The following is a 24,383-nucleotide window of genomic DNA, read 5'->3' as shown; positions in this document are numbered from 1 at the left end:
ATGGCCGCATCAAAAGTCACAAGAGACGTTTTCGGGACGTTGCCGGATGGCCGCAAGGTCGAGCGCGTCGTGTTGCGCGGGGAGGGCAGCTTCGAGGCGCGCATCGTCAGCTACGGCGCGGTGCTGCAAGCGCTGATCGCGCCGGATGCCAAAGGCGGATACGACGACGTCGTACTCGGCCATGACGCGTTCGCGGGCTACCTCGCCGAACGAAAGTTCTTTGGCGCCACGGTCGGCCGCTACGCCAACCGCATCGCCAAGGGACAGTTTTCGCTTCATGGCGAGACGGTGCAGCTTCCCGTCAACAACGGCCCGAACGCGCTGCATGGCGGCCTCGATGGTTTTGACCGCAAGCTCTGGGACATTGCCGCGATCGAGGAGGGCGCTGAGTCCGCGGTGACGCTCACTTATACGAGCCCGCATGGCGAAGAGAACTATCCCGGCCGGCTCGACGTGCGCGTGACCTATCGCGTCACCGGTCCGGCCGAACTGTCGCTCGTCATGGAGGCGCGGACGGACCGGACGACCATCGTCAACCTGACCAACCACAGCTTCTTCAACCTGGAGGGCGCGACGTCGGGTCGGTCCATTCTCGATCACGAGCTGACGGTCGCCGCAGACCATTTCCTGGCCATCGATGCCACGGCCATTCCGCTGCCGGAGCCGCCCCGCGCGGTTGCCGGCACGCCGTTCGACTTCCGCCGGGCCCGGCCGGTCGGTGAGCGGATCCGTGAGAGCGATCAGCAATTGCGAAACGGCAGGGGCTACGATCACACCTACTGCCTCGGGCGCGATGGCAAGCTTGCGCTCGCGGCGCGGCTCGAGGCGCCGCGCTCCGGGCGCATCATGGAGCTGTTCACCGATCAGCCTGGACTCCAGATCTATTCCGGCAACTATCTCGACGGCACTATTTCGGGCAAGGACGGCAAGCTCATCCGTCAATCGGACGCCATGTGCCTGGAGCCACACATCTGGCCTGACGCGCCGAATCGGCCGGACTTCCCAAGCCCACTCCTTGATCCCGGCGAGGTGTATCGCCATCACACGGTCTATCGCTTTTCGGCGAGGTCGCCATGATGGATCAGGTGCCAACGACTGTCCTGTCGGACCATCCTTGCCACCTCGGCGAAGGTCCGACCTATGACGTGACCACCGATACGGCCTGGTGGTTCGACATCCGCGAAGCGCTGCTGTTCGAGGCGCGGCTCGGCAGCGGCGGCATTCGCATCCACGCACTCGGCCGGATGGCGAGCGCGCTCGGGCGCATCGATGCCGAACGGCAGTTGATCGTGGCCGAGGATGGGCTCTACGTCCGCACGCTCGCCGACGGCGCGATGACGCTGTTCTGTCCGCTCGAAGCGGACAATCCGGCGACGCGCTCAAACGATTGCCGCGTGCATCAATCGGGCACGTTCTGGATCGGCACCATGGGCAAGAGGGCTGAGCCGCAGGCGGGCGCGATCTACGCGCTCCATCGGGGGAAACTCTCGACGTTGTTTCCGGGCATCAGCATTCCCAATTCGATCTGCTTCTCGCCTGACGGCGCCATCGGCTATTTCACCGACACTCCGCGCGACGTGCTCTATGCCGTGCCGCTCAACCCCGCGACCGGCCTGCCGCGCGGCGAGCCGGAGGTGCTACTGCGCCACACCGGCATCGGCGGTCTTGATGGCTCGGTGTGCGATGCCGATGGAAGGATCTGGAATGCTTGCTGGGGTGCCGGCCGTATCGATGTCTATTCTCCGCAAGGCGAGCGCCTTCGCTCGCTGAGCGTGCCGGCAAAGCAGGGGAGCTGTCCCGCCTTCGTCGGCCCCGATCTGTCGCGCCTGCTCGTCACCTCGGCCTGGCAGGACATGGACGCGGCCGCGCGCGCCGCCGATCCGCAAGCCGGTTGCACTTTTCTACTGGAGGCATCCGCGCGCGGACGCGCGGAACCCGACGTCAAGCTTGCATAGGAGACCAGAGGCAGCCGACCACCACCTTCTCGACGCTACGAAGAAAACAGTCTGAAACCCAAGGGAGTGAAACATGCTGAAACTGAAGACGACATTCCTGGCGCTGGCGCTGGCCGGCGCTGCTACGATGGCCACAGGAGTCACCGCCTCCGCCCAGAAGGCGACCGTCGGCATCGCCATGCCGACCAAATCCTCTGCGCGCTGGATCGACGACGGCAACAACATGGTCAAAGTGCTGAAGGAGCGCGGCTACAACACCGATTTGCAATATGCCGAGGACGACATCCCGAACCAGCTCTCGCAGGTCGAGAACATGGTGACAAAAGGCGCGAAGGTGCTGGTGATCGCCGCGATCGACGGCACCACCCTGTCCGACGTGCTCAAGCAGGCCAAGTCCAAGGGCGCCACCGTGATCGCCTATGACCGCCTGATCCGCGGCACGCCGAACGTCGACTATTACGCGACCTTCGACAATTTCCAGGTCGGCGTGCTCCAGGCGCAATCGATCGAAAAGGGGCTCGGCCTCAAGGAAGGCAAGGGTCCGTTCAACATCGAGCTGTTCGGCGGCTCGCCCGACGACAACAACGCCTACTTCTTCTACAACGGCGCGATGAGCGTGCTGAAGCCGTATATCGACAGCGGCAAGCTCGTCGTCGTCTCCGGCCAGATGGGCATGGACAAGGTCGCAACCCTGCGCTGGGACGGCGCCACCGCGCAGGCCCGCATGGACAACCTGCTCAGCGCCTACTACGGAAACAAGAAGATCAATGCCGTGCTGTCGCCTTATGACGGCATCTCGATCGGCATCATCTCCTCGCTCAAGGGCGTCGGCTACGGCAGCGCCGATCAGCCGATGCCTGTTATCTCGGGCCAGGACGCCGAAGTGCCCTCGATCAAGGCCATGCTGCGCGGCGACCAGTATTCGACCATTTTTAAGGACACCCGCGACCTCGCCAAGGTGACCGCCGATATGGTCGACGCCGCGCTCGCCGGCAAAGAGGTCACCGTCAACGACACCAAGACCTATGAGAACGGCGTCAAGACCGTACCGTCCTATCTGCTCAAGCCGGTGGTGGTCTACAAGGACAATTGGGAGAAGGTGCTGGTCGACAGCGGCTACTACAAGAAGTCGCAGTTCCAGTAAGCTTCTCACTTCTCCCTCTCCCCGTTCTTACGGGGAGAGGGTCGGGGTGAGGGGCTCTCTCCACACGGGCGGCGGTTGCTATGCACTCCGTCATTGCGAGCGCAGCGAGGCAATCCAGTCTGCCACCGAGGAGAGAGTCTGGATTGCTTCGCTACGCTCGCAATGACGATGTGGTGGCCGCGATATCATCCGGCCTCTCCCCGCAGGCGGGGAGAGGCGAAGTAACGCAAGGGACACGATCCAATGACAGCCATGCTGGAGATGCGCAACGTCAGCAAGAGCTTTGCCGGTGTGCAGGCGCTGCGCGACGTCAACTTCTCAGTTCACGCAGGCCAGATCCACGCCCTCGTCGGCGAGAACGGCGCCGGCAAGTCGACGCTAATGAAGGTGCTGAGCGGGGTCTATCCGCATGGCAGCTACGAGGGCACCATTGTCTTCGAGGGCGAGGAGCGCCGCTTCCGCGACATCAACGATTCCGAGGCGCTCGGCATCATCATCATCCACCAGGAACTGGCGCTGATCCCGCTGATGTCGATCGCGGAAAACATCTTCCTGTCGCATCCGCCGTCGAAGCTCGGCGTGATCGATCGTGACGAAGTGTACCGGCGCACGCGCGAGCTGCTGGCGCAGGTCGGCCTAAGGGAATCGCCTGATACGCTGATCACCGATCTCGGCGTCGGCAAGCAGCAGCTCGTCGAGATCGCCAAAGCACTGTCCAAGCGCGTGCGGATGCTGATCCTGGACGAGCCGACCGCGAGTCTCAATGAGGCCGACAGCGCCGCGCTGCTCGAACGCCTGCTGTCGTTCCGCGAGCAGGGCATCGGCTCGATCCTGATCTCGCACAAGCTGAACGAGGTCGCCAAGGTCGCCGACCACATCACCGTACTGCGCGACGGCCGCACCGTCGATAGCATCGACTGCCATGCGGAGCCGATCCAGGAAGACCGCATCATCCGCAGCATGGTGAACCGCGATATGGCGCATCGTTTCCCCGAGCGCAGCGTGAAGATCGGCGAGCCCGTGCTCGGCGTCGCGAACTGGTCGGTCTATCACCCCATCCATCCCGAGCGGCAGGTGATCAAGAACGTCAATTTCAGTGTCAGGCGCGGCGAGGTCGTCGGCATCGCCGGCCTGATGGGCGCCGGCCGTACCGAATTCGCGATGAGCCTGTTCGGCCGTTCCTGGGGCACCAATATCAGCGGCAGCCTCCAGCTCGAGGGCAGGGAGATGGCGCTGCTGAGCGTCGCGGATGCGATCGATGCCGGCCTCGCCTATGTCACCGAGGACCGCAAGCAGCTCGGCCTGATCCTCGCCGACGATGTCCGCAAGAACATCACGCTGGCGAGCCTCGACCAGGTCGCGCCCGGCCGCGTGATCGACGACATCGCCGAGCTGAAGGTCGCCAGCGACTACCGCAGCAGGATGCGGATCCGCTGCTCCGACGTCTACCAGGAGACCGGCCAGCTCTCCGGCGGCAATCAGCAGAAGGTGGTGCTGTCGAAATGGCTCATGACCGACCCCAAGGTTCTCATCCTGGACGAGCCGACAAGGGGCATCGACGTCGGTGCCAAATACGAGATTTACTGTATCATCAACGAGCTGGCGGAGGCCGGCCGCGGCGTCGTGGTGATCTCCTCGGAAATGCCCGAGCTGCTCGGCATCTGCGACCGCATCTGCGTCATGAACAACGGCGCCTTTGTCGGGGAGTTCAGGGGGCAGGAGGCGACGCAGGAGAAGATCATGCGCGCCATCATGCGCAACGAACGAAGCATTGGGAACGCCGCGCCCGCGGCCGCGGAGATGGGAGGATCGCAGCCATGACCGACAAGACGGTGTCGCTGCCCGAGGAGCGCCGGCACGGCAGCTTCATCAAGAACAATTTGCGCAACTACGGCATGCTGATGTCGCTGGTCGCGATCATGCTGTTCTTCCAGGTCGTGACCGGCGGCACGCTGCTGCAGCCGCTCAACCTCACCAACCTGGTGCTGCAGAACAGCTATATCGTCATCATGGCGCTCGGCATGCTGCTGGTGATCGTCACCGGCCATATCGATCTCTCGGTCGGCTCGGTCGCGGGCTTCATCGGCGCTGTCGCCGCTGTTCTCATGGTGACCTACAAGGTCGATTACACGCTTGCCTTCATTGCCTGCCTCCTGGTCGGTGCAGCCATCGGCGCCGCACAGGGCTATTGGGTGGCCTATTTCAAGATCCCGTCCTTCATCGTCACCCTGGCGGGGATGCTGGTGTTCAAGGGGCTGGCGCTGGCGGTGTTGCAGGGCCAGTCGCTAGGCCCGTTCCCGCCAACCTTCCAGAAATTGTCCTCCGGCTTCATTCCGGAGCTGCTGCCAGAGGCCGGCACGCTGCATCCGACGTCCATGCTGATCGGCGCCGTGCTCGCGCTCGGTCTCGTCTACGCCAGCGCCAAGGGCAGGTCGCGCGAGCAATCGCACGGCATTGAGGTCGAGCCCTACGCTTTCTTCCTCGGCAAGAGCATCCTGCTGGCCTGCGCCGTGCTCTATTTCACCTATCTGATCGCCTCGCATCGCGGCCTGCCGAACGTCTTGGTGATCATGACCGCGCTGATCGCACTCTACGGTTTCGTGACCCGTCGCACCGTGATCGGCCGGCAGATCTATGCGGTCGGCGGCAACGCCAAGGCGGCAAGCCTGTCGGGCATCAAGACCGAGCGGCTGACCTTCCTGACCTTCGTCAACATGGGCGTGCTCGCCGCGCTCGCCGGCCTCGTCTTCGCCGCGCGCCTCAACACCGCGACGCCCAAAGCGGGTCTCGGCTTTGAGCTCGACGTCATTGCCGCCTGCTTCATCGGCGGTGCCTCGGCCTATGGCGGGGTGGGGCGGGTCGGCGGCGCCGTGGTCGGCGCCATGATCATGGGCGTGATGAACAACGGCATGTCCATCCTCGGCATCGGCATCGACTATCAACAGGTCATCAAGGGCCTGGTGCTGCTCGGTGCGGTGTGCATCGACGTGTATAACCAGCGGCGGTGAGCTTGCGACGAAAAGCGTGGGGGGGGGGGCAGATGGTGTCACAGCGCCAGTGCCCACCAATTCTCGTGTCGCTTAGGACTGCAGCACCGGTACCAATCCGTAACGTAGCATCGTCTCCTTCATCCTTGCCGGATCGGGCGTGCCGGCTGCTAGTAGGACAGCCATTTCCTTGAAATATTGCGGGCCAAGCGCGCCGGGGGTGAGCATGCAGAGGCAAGTCGCCGGCCGGGGTGAACGGTTGGTGAAGCCGTGCACCACGCCGCGCTTGATGAACGCGGTCTCGCCCGGCGCCACGTCGACGTCCGTTCCTTCGATCCGCCAGGTTGAGATGCCGCTGAGTCCATAGATCGTTTCGTCCCAACGATCGTGATAGTGAGGGATCGGCATGCGCGCGTTCGGCTGGAGGGTCATCTCGAACAGATCGAGGCTGCCGGCGGTGTCGTCCTTGCTCCGCAGAAACGTCAGCTGCAGCGCACCAAGATTGATGATCTCAGGCATGGTGAACTCATTGGGTCGTGTGCGGTAACGAACTTTACCGCGTTAGGGAAACGAGCCAAAGCGCTCTATTAGCGGATTGGGCTGCGACGCTTCGCGGCGCTGGGCGCTGCCCGGGATCTACCGGCAGGTGGCGCATTGAGGCGCGAAAGGTCGCAAGGTCCCCGCGGTTGGGCTATTGCTCATGCAATGGGTATATGATCGAATGTTCGGATGGACCCGGAACGGCCAGAATTCGATCTCATCATCTTCGACTGCGACGGCGTGCTCGTCGACAGCGAGCCCCTGAGCTGTCGCTGCCTGTCCGAGGTGCTGGCCGAGTTCGGTTTCGCGCTCAGCGAGGAGCAGGCGCTTGAGCTGTTTCTCGGACGCAGCACCAAGGCGATCGAGCAGCACTACCGCGATCTCGGCCAGATCGTGCCGGATGGCTTCTTGCCGCGATTGAAGTCACATGTGCTGGAGACGTTTGCCGCCTCGCTCGAGCCGATCCCCGGGGTAGAGGCTGTGATCTCCGGTCTCGCCGAGCCGTTTTGTGTGGCCTCGTCCAGCGACATTGACCGCGTGTCGCTCTCGCTCGATGTCACCGGTCTTCGCGCACATTTCGGCGATCGGCTCTACACCGCGCAGATGGTCCGGCACGGCAAGCCGGCGCCCGATCTCTTTCTCCATGCGGCCGAGAACATGCGCACGCCGCCCTCACGCACGCTGGTGATCGAGGACAGCGTCAGCGGTGTGCAGGCGGGCAAGGCGGCCGGCATGACTGTCTGGGGATTTGTCGGCGGCGGTCATTATCGCACCCGCGACGGCCACGCTATATTGTCCGCCGCCGGAGCCGATCGGGTCTTCGCGCGCATGAGCGATTTCTGGGAGGTGTGAGCCCGCATGGCGGCCGAGAACGACAAGTCGAGACTCGACGACGCTGCGCGCGCCGGCTGGCTCTATTTCATTGCCGGCCACACCCAGGACGAAATCGCAAAAATGCTGCAGGTTTCGCGCGCCTCGGCGCAGCGGCTGGTCTCGCTGTGCCTTGCCGAACGTCTCATCACCTTCCGGCTCGAACATCCCATCGCCGCCTGCATGGAGCTGGCGGCGCGGCTGAAGGAACGGTTCAAGCTCGTTCATTGCGAGGTGGTGCCGGCAGATCCTGCCGCGCCGCAGGCCACAGCAGGGATTGCCGAGCGCTGCGCCAATCTGCTCGATTCTACGCTACGCTCGGAGACACCGGTCATCGTCGCGCTCGGCACCGGCCGTGCCGTGCGCGCCGCGGTCGAGCGCGTCACGCCGATCGACCGGCCCAATCACCAGATCGTCTCGCTGGTCGGCAACATCTCGGCCGACGGCTCGGCGAGCTTCTACGATACCGTCGGCCGGCTCGCCGACCGCACCGGCGCGCGGCACTATCCGATGCCGCTGCCATTCCTGATGTCGTCTGAGGACGAGCGCAACAGGATGGTGCGCATCGAGCCGATCGCGAAGGTGAAGGCAGTCGCGGCCAAGGCGGATTTGCGCCTCGTCGGCATCGGTCAGATGGACCAGAAGGCACAGGTGCATATCGACGGTTTCGTCACCCGCGACGAATTGTTCGAGATGATGCGGCTCGGTGCGATCGGCGAGATCACCGGCTGGGCTTATGATGCCAAGGGCCGCCTGCTCAAGGCCGGCACCAACAAGCGCCTCACCAGCATTCCGCCGGAAGTGCCCGCGAAGACCACGACGATCGGCGCCGCGGTCGGCGCAGCCAAGGTCCCGGCGATTGCGGCCGCGCTGAGCGGCGGCCTGATCAACGGGCTGATTACGGACGAGGCCACCGCAAGGGCGATCCTGGAGCGGTAGGGGCGGGCGGTCTCGCCACTTGTTCCGCTGTCATCATCCGCGAAAGCGGATGATCCAGTACGCCACGCCCCCCTCTTGGGGCAAATCACTTACTGCACGGAGCACTGGATGCCCCGCCTGCCGCCTAGGCTAAAGCTTCGGCGCCCCTCGATCTCAACCCCGACGAAGTCTTGGCGTAGCCGGGTCGCGGAGCATGATGGGGAGGTTTGCCGCACCGCAGCACTCATAAGTTGCGCGGACACCTTCGCGCCTGCTTGACAAGCGCCGCGCCTCCGTTGAACATACGCCCAACGCGTGGGCATATGCTCAAAAGCGCGAGTCCAAGGGAGGTCACCGTGAAACACGTCCTGGGCGCCGTCTGCGGCGCGTCTTGCCTGCTGCTGGCCGTCCCCGCGATGGCCGAAACGACCCTGACCATCGCCACCGTCAACAATGGCGACATGATCCGCATGCAGGGGCTGACGGGGGAATTCACCAAGAAGAATCCTGATATCACCGTGAAATGGGTGACGCTGGAGGAGAACGTGCTGCGCCAGCGCGTCACCACCGACATCGCCACCAAGGGCGGCCAGTTCGACGTGCTCACCATCGGTACCTATGAGGTGCCGATCTGGGCCAAGAAGGGCTGGCTGGTGCCGCTGGCCAATCTCGGCGCCGATTACGATGTCGCCGACCTCCTGCCGAAGATCAAGGATGCGGTCTCCTTCGACGGCAAGCTCTACGCCGCGCCGTTCTACGGCGAGAGCTCGATGGTGATGTACCGCACCGATCTGTTCGAGAAGGCCGGCCTGAAGATGCCGGAGAAGCCGACCTGGGACTTCGTCATCGACGCGGCCAAGAAGCTGACGGATAAGAGCGCCGGCACCTACGGCATCTGCCTGCGCGGCAAGGCCGGCTGGGGCGAGAACATGGCGTTCCTCTCAGCGATGGCCAATTCCTACGGCGCGCGCTGGTTCGACGAGAAGTGGGAGCCGCAGTTCAACACGCCGGAATGGAAGGCGACGCTCACGACTTACGTCAATCTCATGAAGGAAGCCGGCCCTCCCGGTGCGAGCTCCAACGGCTTCAACGAGAATCTGGCGCTGTTCAACGCCGGCAAATGCGCGATGTGGATCGACGCCACGGTCGCGGCGTCCTTCGTCACCAATCCGAAGGATTCCAAGGTCGCCGACAAGGTCGGCTTCGCGCTTGCGCCCAACACCGGGCTTGGCAAGAACGCCAATTGGCTGTGGGCCTGGAATCTGGCGGTACCCGCCGGCTCGAAGAAGACGGAAGCCGCCGAGAAGTTCATCGCCTGGGCGACCAGCAAGGACTACACCAAGCTCGTCGCGTCGAAGGAGGGCTGGGCCAACGTGCCGCCGGGCACGCGGACCTCGCTCTACCAGAACCCTGACTATCTGAAGGTCGCGCCCTTCGCCAAGCTGACGCTGGCCTCGATCGACGCCGCTGATCCCAACAAGCCGACTGTGAAACCGGTGCCCTACGTCGGCGTGCAATATGCCGCGATCCCCGAATTCCAGGGCATCGGCACGCAGGTGGGCCAGCAATTCTCCGCGGCGCTTGCGGGCTCCACCACCGTCGATGCGGCGCTTTCCGCCGCGCAATCCGCAACCGAGCGCGAAATGAAGCGCGCCGGCTACATCAAATGAACCCGAGCTCTTCCTCCTGAGCTCAGACTCGCGGCCATCCGCCCATCCCTGGATGGATGGCCGCCTTCTTCCCAAAAGGAGAAGTCAGGATGGCAACCCGGCAGACGCAGTTTCTTGCGCGCTCGCTGCTGACACCTGCGGTCGGGCTGCTCTTCATTTGGATGATCGTTCCGCTCGCGCTGACGATCTACTTCTCGACGCTGCATTACAGCCTGCTCGATCCCGGCTCGGAATCGTTCGTCGGCCTGGAAAACTTCCGCTACTTCCTCACCGATCCCGCTTTCCTGGCCTCGCTCCAGAATACGCTGGTGCTCGTTGGCTCCGTGCTGGCGCTGACCATCCTGCTTGGCATTCCCCTGGCTCTGCTGATGGACCAGCCCGTGATCGGGCGCAATTTCGTGCGGCTGATGGTGATCGCCCCGTTCTTCGTGATGCCGACGGTGAGCGCGCTGGTCTGGAAGAACCTGCTGATGCATCCGGTGTCGGGCCTGTTCGCCTGGCTCGCTTCGCTGTTCGGCCTCACGCCGATCGATTGGTTCAACGATGTCCCGCTGCTTGCCGTCATCCTGATCGTGACGTGGCAGTGGCTACCGTTCGCGACTCTCATCCTGCTGACCGCGCTGCAATCGCTCGACGAGGAGCAGAAGGAGGCCGCAGAGATGGACGGCGCCAGCGCGGTGTCGACCTTCATCTACATTACGCTGCCGCACCTCGCGCGGCCCATCACGGTGGTGATCCTGATCGAGACCATCTTCCTGCTGACCGTGTTCGCCGAGATCTTCGTCACCACCGGCGGCGGGCCGGGCTTGCAGACCACCAACATCGCGTTCCTGATCTATTCGCAGGCGCTGATCCAGTTCGACGTCGGCAGCGCCTCCGCGGGCGGCCTCGTTGCGGTGGTGATCGCGAACGTCGTCGCCTTCTTCCTGGTCCGCATCGTCGGCCGCAATTTGGAGGCCTGACATGGCACGGATGGCGACGACGCGGCAGGTGGCGATATCGACGGCGGCGGCTTGGCTGTTCGGCTTCCTGATCTTCTTCCCGATCCTGTGGATGGGGCTGGCGAGCTTCAAGACTGAGCTCGAGGCATTCGCGGTACCGCCATCCTTCCTGTTCTTCCACTGGACCACGGAAAACTACGCGACCGTGCAGGAGCGCAGCGACTATCTTCATCACGCGATGAACTCGATCATCATCGCCGGCGGCTCGACGTTGATTGCGCTGTTGATCGCCGTTCCTGCGGCCTGGTCGATGGCGTTCTCGCCGACCAAGCGCACCAAGGACATCCTGCTCTGGATGCTCTCGACCAAGATGATGCCGCCGGTTGGCGTGCTGGTGCCGATCTACCTGATCTACAAATCCTTCGGCCTCCTCGATTCGCGCATCGGCCTCGTCTTTATCCTGTGCCTCGGAAACCTGCCGATCGTCATCTGGATGCTGTTCACCTATTTCAAGGAGATTCCGCGCGACATTCTGGAGGCCGCACGCATGGACGGCGCCACCATCGGCCGCGAGCTGATCTACGTGCTGACCCCGATGGCGATCCCGGGGCTCGCCTCAACCTTGCTGCTGAACCTCATCCTGGCCTGGAACGAGGCGTTCTGGACGCTCAATCTGTCGACCTCGAGCGCCGCGCCACTCACCACGTTCATCGCCTCCTATTCGAGCCCGGAAGGGCTGTTCTGGGCCAAGCTGTCGGCGGCATCGACGCTGGCGATCGCGCCCATTCTCGTCCTCGGTTGGTTCAGTCAGAAGCAGCTCGTGCGCGGGCTCACCTTCGGCGCGGTGAAGTAGAGGGGATCATGGGTCAGATCACACTTCAGGGCGTGCAAAAATCCTTCGGCCCGGTGCACATCATCAAGGGCGCTGACCTCGATATCGCCGACGGCTCCTTCGTGGTGTTCGTCGGCCCCTCCGGTTGCGGCAAGACCACACTGCTGCGGCTGATCGCTGGCCTCGAAGACGTCAGCGGCGGCAAGATCCTGATCGACGGCAAGAACGTCGTCGACACGCCGCCCGCCAAACGCGGGCTGTCGATGGTGTTCCAGTCCTACGCGCTCTATCCGCATATGAGCGTGCGCGGCAATATCGGCTTCGGCCTGAAGATGGCGGGCCTTGCCAAGGACGAGATCAACCGCAAGGTCGAGGCGGCCGCTGCGACGCTCAACCTCACGCCCTATCTCGATCGCAAGCCACGCGAGCTGTCCGGCGGCCAGCGCCAGCGCGTCGCGATCGGCCGCGCCATCGTGCGCGAGCCCAAGGCGTTCCTGTTCGACGAACCGCTCTCAAATCTCGATGCTGCGCTGCGTGTGCAGATGCGCATCGAGGTGACGCGGCTGCAGAAGCAACTCGGCACCACCGCGATCTACGTCACCCACGACCAGGTCGAAGCCATGACCATGGCCGACAAGATCGTCGTGCTCAACGGTGGCAAGATTGAGCAATATGGCTCACCGTTGGAGCTTTACGAGCGGCCCGCCAATCTCTTCGTCGCCGGCTTCATCGGCTCGCCCAAGATGAATTTCGTCACCGGCGAGCCCGCTTTGCAGAAGGGGGCAGCGACGATCGGCGTCCGGCCGGAGCACCTGAAGATCGAGCGCGACGGCGCCGGCGGCTGGCAGGGCACCATTGCAGTGGCCGAGCATCTCGGCAGCGATACCTTCCTTTACGTCGATGCCGGCGCGTTCGGCATGCTGACGGCGCGCTACATCGGCGAATTGAGCCTGCACGCCGGCGACCGCGTGTCGCTGGTGCCGGATTCCGCACGCATCCACCGCTTCGACGAGAGCGGCAACGCTCTTCGGAGCTGACAAGAAACGGCAAGAAAACGGAAAGACGATCATGTACCTGGAAAAATTCAAGCTGAACGGCAAGACCGCGTTCATCACCGGCGGCGGGCAGGGCATCGGCCTTGGCTGCGCCGAGGCGCTGGCCGAGGCCGGCGCCCGGGTCATCATCGGCGATCGTGACGGCAAGGTCGCTGACAGCGGGAAAGCAAGCCTGAAGGCAAAGGGCCTTGACGTGGAGACCGCGGTCATGGACGTCACCGACACTAAACGTGTGGCCGAAATCGCGAACGACCTCGTCGCCCGCCATGGCAAGGTCGACATCCTCGTCAACAATGCCGGCATCGCCCGTAGCGAGACGCCCGCGGAGACCGTCACCGACGAGCACTGGCTCAACGTCATCGACGTCAATCTCAACGGCACGTTCTGGTGCTGCCGCGAATTCGGCAAGCACATGCTGAAGGCTGGAAGCGGCGCCATCGTCAATGTCGGCTCGATGTCGGGCTTCATCGTCAACAAGCCGCAGGAGCAGTGCTTCTACAACGCTTCCAAGGCCGCCGTGCATCATCTGACCAAGTCGCTCGCCGCCGAATGGGGCGCGCGCGGCATCCGCGTCAATGCGGTGGCCCCGACCTATATCGAGACGCCGCTCAACGCTTTCGTGAAGAGCAATCCCAAAATGTACGACGCCTGGATCGGCGGAACCCCGATGGCGCGGATGGGGCAGGTCGAGGAGATCGCTTCCGTCGTGCTGTTCCTCTCATCGGAGGCCGCGAGCCTGATGACCGGCAGCATCGTGCTGGTGGATGGCGGCTACACTTGCTGGTAGGCTCGCGTCAAGACTGACGAAGCGACCGGGAGCGACAATGCCGCGAGCGTATATCGGCGTCGATGTAGGGACCACAAGCACGCGGGCAGGGGTATTTGATGAGGCGGGCACGCTGCTCGCGATGGCGCGTCATCCGATCCGGGTCTGGCACGAGGCCGACGATATCGTCGAGCAGTCGTCCCAGGACATTTGGGAGGCCTGCGCGGTATCGGTACGCGCGGCGATGGCGGAGGCTGGCATTGCGCCCGATAGCGTCGACGGTATCGGCTTCGATGCCACCTGTTCTTTGGTTGTCCTCGATCGGCATGGCGAGCCGCTCACCGTCAGTGGATCCGGCGACAGGCAGCGCAACGTCATCGTTTGGATGGACCATCGCGCCATCGCCGAGGCGCGGCTGATCAACGAGACCGAGGATGCGGTGCTGCGCTATGTCGGCGGCTCGATCTCACCCGAGATGGAGATGCCGAAGCTGCTATGGCTGAAGCGGCATCTGCGCACGAGTTTTGACGCTGCAGGTCATTTCTTTGATCTGGCGGACTATCTGACCTGGCGCGCGACCGGCTCGCTGCAGCGCTCGACCTGCACCGTCACTTGCAAATGGAACTACCTTGCCCATGAGCGCGGCGGCTGGAGCGCGCCATTCTTCAAGCGTATTGGTCTGTCCGACTTTGTCGCCGAGAATTACGCGCGCATCGGCATCGAGATCGTCGCTCCCGGCACGCGGCTTGGGGCGGGGCTGACCCGAACTGCCGCGGCTGAACTTGGCCTGTCACCGGGCACGCCGGTCGGCGCCTCGCTGATCGATGCCCACGCCGGCGGTATCGGTGCGATCGGCGGACGCGATGGGACGGGCGAGGTGACCGACGTCTGCGATCGTCTCGCCTACATCATGGGAACGTCGGCCTGCATCATGGCGACGACGAAGGAGCCATGCTTCGTCCCCGGTGTGTGGGGCCCTTATTACTCCGGCATGGTCCCGGACTTCTGGCTCAACGAGGGCGGCCAGTCGGCTGCGGGCGCAGCGATAGACCATCTGCTCAAGTCGCACCCCGGTTTCGGCGAGGTGAGCGCGGCCGCGCGCAGCGAGGGCCTCGATCTCATCGACTTCCTCGAGCGTCGTATCATCGCGCGCGCAGGCGATGCCAGTCGCGCTGCGCTGCTGGCGCGTGACGTCCACGTCCTGCCGGAATTCATCGGCAACCGCTCGCCCTATGCCGACCCGGACACGCGGGCGGTGATCGCCGGCCTCGATCTCGACACCGACATCGGTTCGATGGAGCGGCTGTTCGTCGCCGGCCTCTGCGGTCTTGCCTACGGGCTCGCCGAGGTGATCGAGGCTTTTGCCGCTCATGACGTGCGCTCGAACATCATGATCATGGGCGGCGGCGCCAGCCGGAGTCCGCTGGTGCGGCAGATCATGGCCGACACGACCGGCCTCACCGTCGCGCTGCCGCAGACCAAGGAGCCGGTACTGCTCGGCGCCGCCATGCTCGGCGCCGTCGCCGGAGGAGCCTATGCCACCATCGGCGAGACCATGGCCAAAATGTCGGCGCTAGGACGCAAGAGCGAGCCGACCGTGCCCGAGATGGCCGCGTTTCACGCCCGCAAGCGCGAGGTCTACAAGCTGCTGCGCGAGGTCGACCAGCGAAGCCGCGCGGCGATGCGCAGCATCGCGAGAGGTTGAGAGACATGCTGATTGCCTGCGGCGATGCGCTGATCGATTTCGTGCCGACGCGAAATGAAGGTCGCGAGGCCGTGATGCCCGCTATCGGCGGCTCCTGTCTCAACGTCGCGATCGGTATGGCGCGGCTCGGCGCGCCGGCCGGTTTCGTTGGCGGCATCTCGACCGACCTGTTCGGGCAGATGATCGCCGATCACGCCACCATCTCCAACGTAGACCTCAGTCTCGCTACCCGCAGCGATCACCAGACCACGCTCGCCTTCGTCCGCATCGTCGCGGGCGAGTCGCACTACGCGTTCTACGATGCCGAGACGGCGACGCGGAACTGGACGTACCGACGCGGGACAATTCCGCTCGACACGGTTGAAGCTCTCCATGTCGGCTCGACCACGCTGGTCAACGACCGGGGCGCGGCGGAGACGACAGCGCTGATTGCGGATGCGCGCGCGTTCTCGACGATCTCCTTCGATCCGAACTGCCGACCGAACCTCGTCAAGGACAAGCCGGCCTATCTCGCCCGCATGGCGGAGCTCGCTGGCCACGCCGATCTCATCAAGATGTCGGACGTCGATTTCGCCTATCTCTTTGGCGACGAGCCCTATCAGCAGCGCGCGAGCGAGCTGCTCGCGCAGGGCACGAGCCTCGTCGTCGTCACCCGGGGCAACCATGGCGCCGTCGCGTGGCATGCGGGGGCAGGGCAGATCGAAGTCGTCGCGCCCAATGTCGAGGTCGCCGACACCATCGGCGCCGGCGACAGCTTTCAGGCCGCATTGCTGTTCGCTCTGCACAAGCAAGGGCGCATTGCCCGGCAAGCCTTGAAGGACACCGGTGCCGACGAGCTTCGCCGCGCGCTGTCCTTCGCTGCCAATTGCGCCGGCCTCACTTGCACCCGTCCGGGCGCCGATCCGCCCTGGAGTCACGAGATCAGTTGGAGCCTCTAACGTCGCTTCACATCCGCGCGACGGCCTTCTCAGCGCATTTGAGAAAGGTTCCGATCAGCGGACTGTGGGAATCCCGCCGCCAGCAGACTGCGATGTCGAGGGAATCGGTGACGTCACGCAGGGGCCTGAATACGATGCCGCGTGGCGCGCCGAGCTGTGCGCAGGCCGGCAGGATGGCGAGACCTTCGCCGGCCAGAACCAGGCTCATCGCTGAATGCACCGTCTCCACCCGGCTGGCGATCGGCATCACCACTTGATGCCGACGCAATAAGGGGACGACCGCGGAGGAGGCGGGCCCATGGTCCGGATGCGGGAGTGCGATCAGCGGACGGCCCTGCAGCCGGGCCATCGGCACGGAGCTCAAGCGGGCGAGCGGCGAGCGGATCGGCATGGCCAGCATGAAAGGCTGTGCACCGATCCTTGCCACCTGGATTTCGGGATGATTGATTGCAGGCATGCACAGCGCGACCGTGACGCTGCGGTCGAGCACCCGGGCCTCGCGCGTCGAGGCGCTGAGCTCGGCGAAGCCGAGGTCGACGCCAGGAACTGCGCGGCGCAGCTCAGGGATGAGCCGCGGCAGCATCGCATTCGCCAGCACGAACATGTAGCCCACCGACAGCCGCCCGCGCCGTCCCGAGGCAACCGCGCGCGCGGCTTCGGCGCCGTCGGCGGCAAGTGCGAGCGCTTCGCTGGCGCGCGCCAGCAGCGCCTGACCCGCCTCGGTCAGATCCATGCCACGGGTGCCGCGGCGGAACAGCGGTGCGCCGATCTCGGCCTCGAGCTTGCGGATCTGGACCGAGAGCGGTGGCTGCGCCATCCGGAGCCGCTCGGCGGCCTTGCCGATGCTACGCGCCTCGGCGACGGCGACGAAATAGCGGAGCCGGCGAAGATCCATTGGCATACCGAAGGCATATGGGTTGGCATCAAAAATCGTATTGGACGGCGAGTTAACAAAACTGTCATTCTCGCTGTCAATGTCTTCGGGCCAATGGCGGCCCGCTTCGGAGCGTGTGATGTGACGATGAACGGCGATCCCTGTCTTTTGTCCGCAATCGAGCTGCGCGGTCTCATCGCTGGAAAGCGGATTTCGCCAGTCGAGCTCACACGCGCCGTGCTTGCCCGCGCCGAGGCGCTCCAGCCCGAATTGAACTGCTTTATCACCCTGTGCGGTGATGAGGCGATCGCGGCGGCGCGCGAAGCCGAGCGCAAGGTGATGGCGGGCGAGGAGCTCGGCCTGTTGCATGGCATTCCCGTCACCGTCAAGGACATCGTCAATACCAAGGGGGTGAAGACCACCTTTGGCGCCGTTCCCTTCAAGGACAACGTGCCGACCGAGGATGCAGTTGCCGTTGCGCGGCTGCGCAGCGAGGGCGCGATCCTGATCGGAAAGACCACGACGCCGGAGTTCGGCAGCAAGTGCCTCACCGATTCACCTTTGTTCGGCTGCACTCGCAATGCCTGGGACGCCCGCCGTTCCTCCGGCGGCTCCAGCGGCGGCGCGGCGGTGGCGGTGGCCAGCGGCATCGCGCCGCTGGCGATTGCGACCGATGGCGGCGGCTCGACGCGAATTCCGGCGGCCTGCAACGGTGTGGTCGGGCTGAAGCAGAGCAACGGCGTGATCCCGCACAGCCAGGCCCTCGACGTCTTCGGCAACCAGACCTATGTCACGCCGACCACCCGCACCGTCGCCGATACCGCGCTGATGATGCAGGCGATGGCGGGCGAAGATCCTGTCGATCCCTGGTCGATCGGCGTGCCCGTGCCTGACTTCATCGGCACCGCGACCTCGCGCGGCGACCTGCGCGGCTTGAGGATCCTGTACTGCCTGTCGCCGCCGGGCCGTCCGGTGTCCACCGAGGTCGCCGCCAGTTTCAGGGCGAGCCTCGATCGGCTGGCGAGCTTAGGTGCCGAGCTCGAGGAATTCTCCGGCGATGGTTTCGACATCGAGCCGATCTGGCGTGCCATCAACCACACGGTCTGGCGGACGCGCTTTGCAAAACTGGCGACTGAACACAAGGACGAGCTGAGCGAGGCCTTCCTCAAGCAGCTCGCGCTCGCGGCCGAAGTCAGCGGCGTCGACTACCAGGAGGCGATGTTCGCGCGCACCGCGTTGTTCCGTCGCGTGCAATCGCTGTTTGCGCGCGGACACTTTCTGGCGATGCCGACGCTCACCCGCACCGCGCTGCCGATCAAGCAGGACCTCTTCGGCAGCATCGAGATCGATGGTCGGCACTACGACAGCGTCCGGCCGCACTGGTTCCCGTGGACCATGCCGTTCAACATGACCGGCCATCCCGCGATCAGCCTCCCCTGCGGCTTTGCCCGTGACGGGCTGCCGATCGGGCTTCAGCTCGTCGGCCGCTTCCGGGCGGACGCAGAATTGCTGCGCGTGAGCGCAATGTTCGAGGCGTCAGGCGATCTTCTGTCCCGCTGGCCGGCCTGAGGAGGTGGGCATGCAGCAAAGAGCTTGCCTCCGGCGCCCAGACATGTTGATCGTGCCGCGGGTGAGCCCTGAAGCCGAGCACGCATGAGCGTCTTTGTCCTCCGACGTCTGTTGACCTTGCTGGCGACGCTGGTCGGCGCATCGCTGATCATCTTCCTGGTGCTGGATGCTCTTCCCGGCAATGCCGCACAGATGCTGATGGGCGCCGACGCCTCGCCGGACGCGGTTCGCGCGCTCACCATCAAGCTCGGGCTCGACCAGCCACTGGCGGTTCGTTATCTGCAATGGATCGAGGGCCTCGCCGTCGGCGATCTCGGCAACTCCTACGTCTACGGCACCCCGGTCGCCAGCCTGATCGCGGAACGGCTGGTGCTGACCATTCCGCTCGCGATCATGGCGATGGCGATCACCGTGACGCTGGCGCTCTCCGCCGGCATCTACACCGCCGCCAACCACAACAAACTCGGCGATGTCGGCGTGATGTCGCTGACCCAGGTCGGCATCGCGCTGCCAAACTTCTGGTTCGCGATCCTGCTGGTGCTGTTGTTTGCGGTGCGGCTGCAGTGGCTCTCGGCGGGCGGTTTTGCCGGCTGGGAGGACGGCATCTGGCCCGGAATCAAGTCACTGCTGCTGCCGGCGGTCTCGCTTGCCGTGGTGCAGGCCGCGATCCTCGCGCGCGTCACGCGATCGGCCGTGCTCGAAGTGCTGCGCGAGGACTTCGTCCGTACCGCCCGCGCGAAGGGGCTCGGCAAGCGCGAGGTGCTGTGGAGCCACGTGCTGCGCAACGCCATGATCCCCGTCATGACGGTGATGGGGCTGCAATTCGCCAATCTGCTCGCCGGCACCATCGTGATCGAGAACGTGTTCTACCTGCCGGGCCTCGGCCGGCTGATCTTCCAGTCGATCGCCAACCGCGACCTCATCGTGGTGCGCAATTGCGTGATGCTGCTCGCGGCCATGGTCGTCATCGTCAACTTCGTGGTCGATGTCCTCTATGCCTTCATCGATCCCCGCATCAAGGTTCACGACCTGTGAGTGATCCGCTCGCCACCGCAGTTGGATTGCCGACAGCCGCTGCGCCGACGCGCCCCGCCACCGGCTTTTGGCGGAGGGCGCTGCGGCATCGCAGCTTCGTGCTCGGTGGCGTGTTGGTGCTTGCGGTGATCGGTTCCGCGCTGCTCTCCCTGGTCTGGACGCCCTGGTCGCCCTACGAGATCGACATCGCATCGAAGCTCCGGCCGCCCTCGGCGGCGCATTGGCTCGGCACCGATTCCTTCGGCCGCGACATCGCCTCGCTGCTGCTTGCGGGGGCCCGCTCCACCATCATGGTCGGAATCATCGCCGTGAGCATCGGTCTCACCTTCGGCGTCACGCTGGGCCTGATCGCTTCGGCCCAGCGGGGCTGGACCGAAGAGGTCATCATGCGCTTCTCCGACTTCACCTTCGCCTTTCCCGCCGTGCTCTCGGCGATCATGCTCGCCGCGGTCGTCGGCCCCGGCATGGTGACCTCGATCATTGCGATCGGCATCTTCCAGATCCCGACGCTGACGCGGCTGACTCGTGGCTCGGCCAACGCGATCTGGGCCCGCGAATTCGTGCTGGCCGCGCGCGCGGCGGGCAAGGGGCGCTTCCGCATCACCATCGAGCACGTGCTGCCGAACATCCTGTCGATCCTGATCGTGCAGGTCACGATCCAGTTTGCACTCGCCGTTCTCGCCGAGGCCGCGCTGTCCTATCTCGGTCTCGGCACGCAGCCGCCGCAGCCGTCCTGGGGCCGCATGCTGAACGACGCGCAGACGCTGCTGTTCCAGTCGCCCATGCTCGCGGTCTATCCGGGCGCTGCGATCGCCATCGCGGTGCTCGGTCTCAATCTCCTTGGTGACGGGTTGCGCGACCTGCTCGATCCCCGACTGGCGCGGGAGCGGTGACCATGGGCGAGCGCTTCAACATGCCGCTGATCGAAGTCGAAAATCTCGGCGTCCGCCTCAACACCAGCCGCGGGCCGGCACAGGCGGTGCGCGGCGTCAGCTTCGCTCTCAAGCGCGGCGAGACGCTCGGCCTCGTCGGCGAATCCGGCTGCGGCAAGTCGGTCACGGCGTTGTCGTTGATGGGGCTGCTGCCGGACAGCGCGGCCGTCACCGGCAGCATCAAGCTGGACGGTGACGAGCTCGTCGGACTCTCGGATGCCGATTATTGCCGCCTGCGCGGCAACCGCATCAGCATGATCTTTCAGGAGCCGATGACCGCGCTCAATCCGATGCACACGATCGGCCATCAGGTCGCCGAGCCGCTGCGCCGTCACAAGAAATATTCGGCGGCACAGGCGCGCAAAGAGGCGGTCGCCTTGCTCGACCGCGTCGGGCTGCCCGATGCTATCAGGCGCGTCGACGCCTATCCGCACCAATTCTCGGGCGGCCAGCGCCAGCGCATCACCATCGCGATGGCGCTTGCCTGCGAGCCGGACCTCTTGATCGCGGACGAACCGACCACCGCGCTCGATGTCACCATCCAGGGCCAGATCCTCGACCTCATCGCCGATCTCGTCGAGGAGCGCGGCATGTCGATGATCCTGATCTCGCACGATCTCGGCGTCATTGCCGAGAACGTGCAGCGCATGATGGTGATGTATGGCGGCACCGTCGTCGAGAGCGGGCCGACCGACGAGGTGTTCCGCCGGATGGGCCATCCCTACACGCAAGGCCTGTTCCGCGCACGGCCGAAGCTCGGCGCGCGCAAGGGCACGCGGCTGAAGACGATCTCAGGCACGGTGCCGGAGCTCGCCGATCTGCCGTCCGGCTGCACCTTCTCCGATCGCTGTCCGCTGGTGATCGATCAATGCCGCGCCGCGCTGCCGCCGATGTTGGATGTCGGCCCGGGCCATTTCGTGCGCTGCATCCGGACGGATGTCTCAATGGCTGAGCCTGTCGGAGCGCTGACCGCATGAGCACCGCGCCGCTTCTCGATGTCAGGGATCTCGAACAGCGCTACATGCTGCCGCGCGAAAGCCTGTTCCGACCGCCAGGGCAGGTGCGTGCGCTCAACGGCGTCAGCGTGCAGGTCAAGGCCGGCAGGAGCCTCGGCATTGTCGGCGAATCCGGCTCCGGCAAGTCCACCTTCGCGCGCGTTGTGATGGCGCTGGAGCGGCCGACCTCGGGGCAGGTCGTGATGCTCGGACGTGATCTCAACCGCCTGCCGGCCGACGAGCTGCGCCGTGCCAGGCGTGATTTCCAGATGGTGTTCCAGGACCCCTATGGCTCGCTCGACCCGCGCCAGACCATCGCGCGGATCGTCGCCGAGCCGCTGACCGTGCTGGAGGGCGCCGACCGCACCACGTTCCGCGAACGCGTTGCCGCGGTGCTGCGGCAAGTGGGTTTGCGCGATGCCGACATGGACAAATATCCGCACGAATTCTCCGGCGGCCAGCGCCAGCGCATCGCCATTGCGCGTGCGCTGATCACGCAGCCGAAGCTGATCGTCGCCGACGAGCCGGTCTCCGCGCTCGACGTCTCCGTGCAGGCGCAAGTGCTGAACCTGATGCAGGACCTCCAGGAGCAGTTCGGCCTGAGCTATATCCTGATCAGCCACGACCTCGCAGTCGTCGACTATCTCTGCGACGAGGTCGCCGTGATGTATCTCGGCCGCATCGTCGAGCAGGGGCGCCCCGTAGATCTGTTCGAGCGCTGCGCCCATCCGTAAACGCGGGCGCTCTTGGATGCGGTGCCGCGGGCGCGCGCTGGCGGCCGGCGGCGGCGCGGGGCCCAGGCGATCGCCTCGCAATCGGCGGCGGCGACGGGATGCCCCTATGTCTCGCGCTGCGCTTTTGCCGACCAGCATTGCCGCGAGGTTCTGCCTGAGTTACGCAAGGTGGGCGAGGGGCACCTTGCCGCCTGCCACAAGGCGGAAGCGGTGATGGCGTTGCCGCAGGCGGCCATGGAAGGTTAGTGTCCGGAGCAGGATTGGCGTAGGCTTGAGAACAGAACAGGCTGGGGAGTTGCGCATGTTGAGGAAACTATCGATCGTCGCATTTGCTGCTGCGCTCGTCATGGCGCCTTTGCCGGCGCTGGCGCAGAGCAAGAAGGACAGCGTCGTCATGGCGATGGCGCTGGAGCCGCCGGGCCTCGATCCCACCAACGCCGCCGCCGCCGCGATCGCCGAGGTCACGCTCTACAACATCTATGAGACCCTGACCAAGATCAACGAGGACGGCTCGGTCTCGCCGTTGCTGGCCGAGAGCTGGACCGCTTCGCCCGATTTGAAGACCTATACGTTCAAGCTGCGCAAGGGCGTCAAATTCCAGAACGGCGAGCCGTTCAATTCCGCGGCCGTGAAATTCTCGTTCGAGCGCAACGCCGCGCCGACCAGCACCAACAAGGACAAGAGCCTCTACCAGGCTTTTGAGAAGGTCGACGCACCGGATGCCGACACGATCGTGATCACGGTGAAATATTCCGAGCCGAACCTGCCGTTCCTGCTCGGGCAGGCGGGCGGCTCGATCGTCGAGCCGAAGAGCGCAGCCACCAACGTGACGCAGCCGGTCGGCACCGGGCCTTATCAGCTTGGCGGCTGGGCGAAGGGTTCTTCGATCACGCTGACCAAATGGGCCGACTACCGCAACGCCTCCGCGATCAAGCTGTCCAAGGTGACGATCCGCTTCATCTCCGATCCGGCGGCGCAGGTGGCGGCGCTGCTGTCGGGCGACGTCGATGCATTCCCGCGCGTCGCCGCGGCGCGCGCCTTGGCGCAGTTCAAGGCAGATCCGCGCTTCACCGTGCTGGTCGGCGGCTCCAGGGCCAAGACCATCCTCGCCATCAACCACCGCAAGAAGCCGCTGGACGATGTCCGCGTTCGCCGCGCCATCCTTGCCGCGATCGACCGCAAGGCGATGATCGACGGCGCCGTCGACGGCTTCGGCACGCCGATCGGCAGCTTCTACGTGCCGGGCGCGCTCGGCTATGTCGACACCACCGGCATCAATCCGTACGACCCGGAGAAGGCGAAGAAGCTGCTCACTGAAGCCGGCGTCACCACGCCGCTCGAATTGTCGCTGAAGCTGCCGCCGCCGTCCTATGCGCGGCAGGGCGGCGAGATCGCTGCAGCCCAGCTCGCCAAGGTCGGCATCGTCGCCAAGATCGAGAACGTCGAATGGGCGCAGTGGCTGTCGCAGGTGTTCGCCGGCAATGGTCCGCACAATTTCGATCTGACCATCGTCAGCCATGTCGAGCCGTTCGACCTCGTCAAGATCACCGAGCCGGACTACTATCTCGGTTACAACAACGAGAAGTTCAACGCGCTCTACAAGCAGATCGTCTCGACACCGGACGAGGCCGCCCGCGCAAAACTGCTCGGCGATGCCCAGCGCATGCTCGCGACGGATGCCGTCTCCGCCTACCTGTACCAGCCGCAGCTCATCACCATCACCAACAAGAAGCTGAAGGGCGTCTGGAAGGACGTCCCGCAATACGAGAACGATTTCTCGACGTGGTATTGGGAGTAGGAGCGGCTTAGATCGGTGTGTCCTTTCCCCTGTGGGAGAGGGCAGCTCCAAACAAAAATGAAAAAACAACCCCATGCACAGTAGCCGGGCGTAATCATTTCAATGGCTTGCGCGTTGCGTGATTG

General features: G+C 64.7%; 21 protein-coding genes and 1 pseudogene. 20 read left to right on the top strand and 2 right to left on the bottom strand.

Going from position 1 to position 24,383, the window contains the following annotated elements:
• The 5 genes from P6U29_RS27230 to mmsB all read left to right on the top strand — a co-directional run bounded on the left by P6U29_RS27230 (position 1) and on the right by mmsB (position 6,107).
• Positions 1 to 1,077, top strand: coding sequence for an aldose epimerase family protein (locus P6U29_RS27230; protein ID WP_407113185.1), 1,077 nt, complete (start codon positions 1 to 3; stop codon positions 1,075 to 1,077).
• Positions 1,077 to 1,955, top strand: coding sequence for an SMP-30/gluconolactonase/LRE family protein (locus P6U29_RS27225; RefSeq protein ID WP_407119431.1), 879 nt, complete (start codon positions 1,077 to 1,079; stop codon positions 1,953 to 1,955). Before P6U29_RS27230 ends, P6U29_RS27225 begins: the two co-directional genes overlap by 1 nt.
• Positions 1,956 to 2,028: 73 nt before the next feature.
• Positions 2,029 to 3,099: a multiple monosaccharide ABC transporter substrate-binding protein gene (gene chvE / locus P6U29_RS27220; RefSeq protein WP_407113183.1), complete on the top strand. Its 1,071-nt coding sequence runs from the start codon at positions 2,029 to 2,031 to the stop codon at positions 3,097 to 3,099.
• A 243-nt stretch (positions 3,100 to 3,342) separates the two neighbouring features.
• Complete coding sequence (mmsA, locus tag P6U29_RS27215) at positions 3,343 to 4,920, top strand: multiple monosaccharide ABC transporter ATP-binding protein (RefSeq protein ID WP_407113182.1); 1,578 nt, start codon at positions 3,343 to 3,345, stop codon at positions 4,918 to 4,920.
• Entirely contained in the window at positions 4,917 to 6,107 is a 1,191-nt protein-coding gene (gene mmsB / locus P6U29_RS27210) for a multiple monosaccharide ABC transporter permease (RefSeq protein ID WP_407113180.1), read from the top strand. The genes mmsA and mmsB overlap by 4 nt, the downstream gene beginning before the upstream one ends.
• Positions 6,108 to 6,179: 72 nt before the next feature.
• Here the strand turns inward: mmsB and P6U29_RS27205 are convergent, their stop codons facing one another.
• Positions 6,180 to 6,605 (bottom strand): cupin domain-containing protein, encoded by a 426-nt coding sequence (locus P6U29_RS27205; protein ID WP_407113178.1) that lies wholly within the window; start codon positions 6,603 to 6,605, stop codon positions 6,180 to 6,182.
• A gap of 210 nt (positions 6,606 to 6,815) precedes the next feature.
• Between P6U29_RS27205 and P6U29_RS27200 the strand changes: the two genes are divergently transcribed.
• The 9 genes from P6U29_RS27200 to P6U29_RS27160 all read left to right on the top strand — a co-directional run bounded on the left by P6U29_RS27200 (position 6,816) and on the right by P6U29_RS27160 (position 16,321).
• A complete protein-coding gene (locus P6U29_RS27200; protein WP_407113176.1) occupies positions 6,816 to 7,478 on the top strand; it encodes an HAD family hydrolase in 663 nt (220 codons plus the stop codon).
• Positions 7,479 to 7,484: 6 nt separating this feature from the next.
• On the top strand, positions 7,485 to 8,435 hold the full coding sequence (locus tag P6U29_RS27195; protein ID WP_407113174.1) for a sugar-binding transcriptional regulator: 951 nt from the start codon (positions 7,485 to 7,487) through the stop codon (positions 8,433 to 8,435).
• A gap of 335 nt (positions 8,436 to 8,770) precedes the next feature.
• On the top strand, positions 8,771 to 10,084 hold the full coding sequence (locus P6U29_RS27190) for an ABC transporter substrate-binding protein (RefSeq protein WP_407113172.1): 1,314 nt from the start codon (positions 8,771 to 8,773) through the stop codon (positions 10,082 to 10,084).
• A gap of 89 nt (positions 10,085 to 10,173) precedes the next feature.
• Positions 10,174 to 11,046 carry a carbohydrate ABC transporter permease gene (locus P6U29_RS27185; RefSeq protein WP_128922629.1) on the top strand — a complete coding sequence of 291 codons (873 nt, stop codon included), beginning with the start codon at positions 10,174 to 10,176 and terminating at the stop codon, positions 11,044 to 11,046.
• A 1-nt stretch (position 11,047) separates the two neighbouring features.
• Positions 11,048 to 11,878 carry a carbohydrate ABC transporter permease gene (locus P6U29_RS27180; protein WP_407113171.1) on the top strand — a complete coding sequence of 277 codons (831 nt, stop codon included), beginning with the start codon at positions 11,048 to 11,050 and terminating at the stop codon, positions 11,876 to 11,878.
• 8 nt (positions 11,879 to 11,886) lie between these two features.
• Entirely contained in the window at positions 11,887 to 12,894 is a 1,008-nt protein-coding gene (locus P6U29_RS27175; RefSeq protein ID WP_407113169.1) for an ABC transporter ATP-binding protein, read from the top strand.
• Between the two features lie 31 nt (positions 12,895 to 12,925).
• Positions 12,926 to 13,699 (top strand): SDR family NAD(P)-dependent oxidoreductase, encoded by a 774-nt coding sequence (locus tag P6U29_RS27170; protein ID WP_407113167.1) that lies wholly within the window; start codon positions 12,926 to 12,928, stop codon positions 13,697 to 13,699.
• A gap of 37 nt (positions 13,700 to 13,736) precedes the next feature.
• On the top strand, positions 13,737 to 15,383 hold the full coding sequence (locus tag P6U29_RS27165; protein WP_407113165.1) for an FGGY-family carbohydrate kinase: 1,647 nt from the start codon (positions 13,737 to 13,739) through the stop codon (positions 15,381 to 15,383).
• 5 nt (positions 15,384 to 15,388) lie between these two features.
• Positions 15,389 to 16,321 carry a carbohydrate kinase family protein gene (locus tag P6U29_RS27160; protein WP_407113163.1) on the top strand — a complete coding sequence of 311 codons (933 nt, stop codon included), beginning with the start codon at positions 15,389 to 15,391 and terminating at the stop codon, positions 16,319 to 16,321.
• 7 nt (positions 16,322 to 16,328) lie between these two features.
• On the opposite strand, the gene P6U29_RS27155 is transcribed toward P6U29_RS27160, so the two are convergent.
• A complete protein-coding gene (locus tag P6U29_RS27155) occupies positions 16,329 to 17,216 on the bottom strand; it encodes a LysR family transcriptional regulator (RefSeq protein WP_407113161.1) in 888 nt (295 codons plus the stop codon).
• 126 nt (positions 17,217 to 17,342) lie between these two features.
• On the opposite strand from P6U29_RS27155, the gene P6U29_RS27150 reads away from it, so the two are divergent.
• From P6U29_RS27150 to P6U29_RS27125, 6 genes and pseudogenes are all read left to right on the top strand, one after another.
• Positions 17,343 to 18,764, top strand: coding sequence for an amidase (locus tag P6U29_RS27150; RefSeq protein ID WP_407113160.1), 1,422 nt, complete (start codon positions 17,343 to 17,345; stop codon positions 18,762 to 18,764).
• An 84-nt stretch (positions 18,765 to 18,848) separates the two neighbouring features.
• A complete protein-coding gene (locus tag P6U29_RS27145; protein ID WP_407113158.1) occupies positions 18,849 to 19,799 on the top strand; it encodes an ABC transporter permease in 951 nt (316 codons plus the stop codon).
• On the top strand, positions 19,796 to 20,692 hold the full coding sequence (locus P6U29_RS27140) for an ABC transporter permease (protein WP_407113156.1): 897 nt from the start codon (positions 19,796 to 19,798) through the stop codon (positions 20,690 to 20,692). The genes P6U29_RS27145 and P6U29_RS27140 overlap by 4 nt, the downstream gene beginning before the upstream one ends.
• A gap of 2 nt (positions 20,693 to 20,694) precedes the next feature.
• On the top strand, positions 20,695 to 21,708 hold the full coding sequence (locus P6U29_RS27135; protein WP_407113154.1) for an ABC transporter ATP-binding protein: 1,014 nt from the start codon (positions 20,695 to 20,697) through the stop codon (positions 21,706 to 21,708).
• Positions 21,705 to 22,706: pseudogene (locus P6U29_RS27130) on the top strand (ABC transporter ATP-binding protein). Before P6U29_RS27135 ends, P6U29_RS27130 begins: the two are co-directional and overlap by 4 nt.
• A 55-nt stretch (positions 22,707 to 22,761) precedes the next feature.
• Entirely contained in the window at positions 22,762 to 24,258 is a 1,497-nt protein-coding gene (locus tag P6U29_RS27125; protein ID WP_407113152.1) for an ABC transporter substrate-binding protein, read from the top strand.
• The last annotated feature ends 125 nt before the right edge of the window (positions 24,259 to 24,383 follow it).

Origin of the sequence: Bradyrhizobium sp. LMG 9283 (genome assembly GCF_045571415.1) — a bacterium.
Taxonomy (GTDB): Bacteria; Pseudomonadota; Alphaproteobacteria; order Rhizobiales; family Xanthobacteraceae; genus Bradyrhizobium.
Note: the sequence above shows the minus strand (reverse complement) of the source record. Positions and strands in the feature narration are given on the sequence as shown.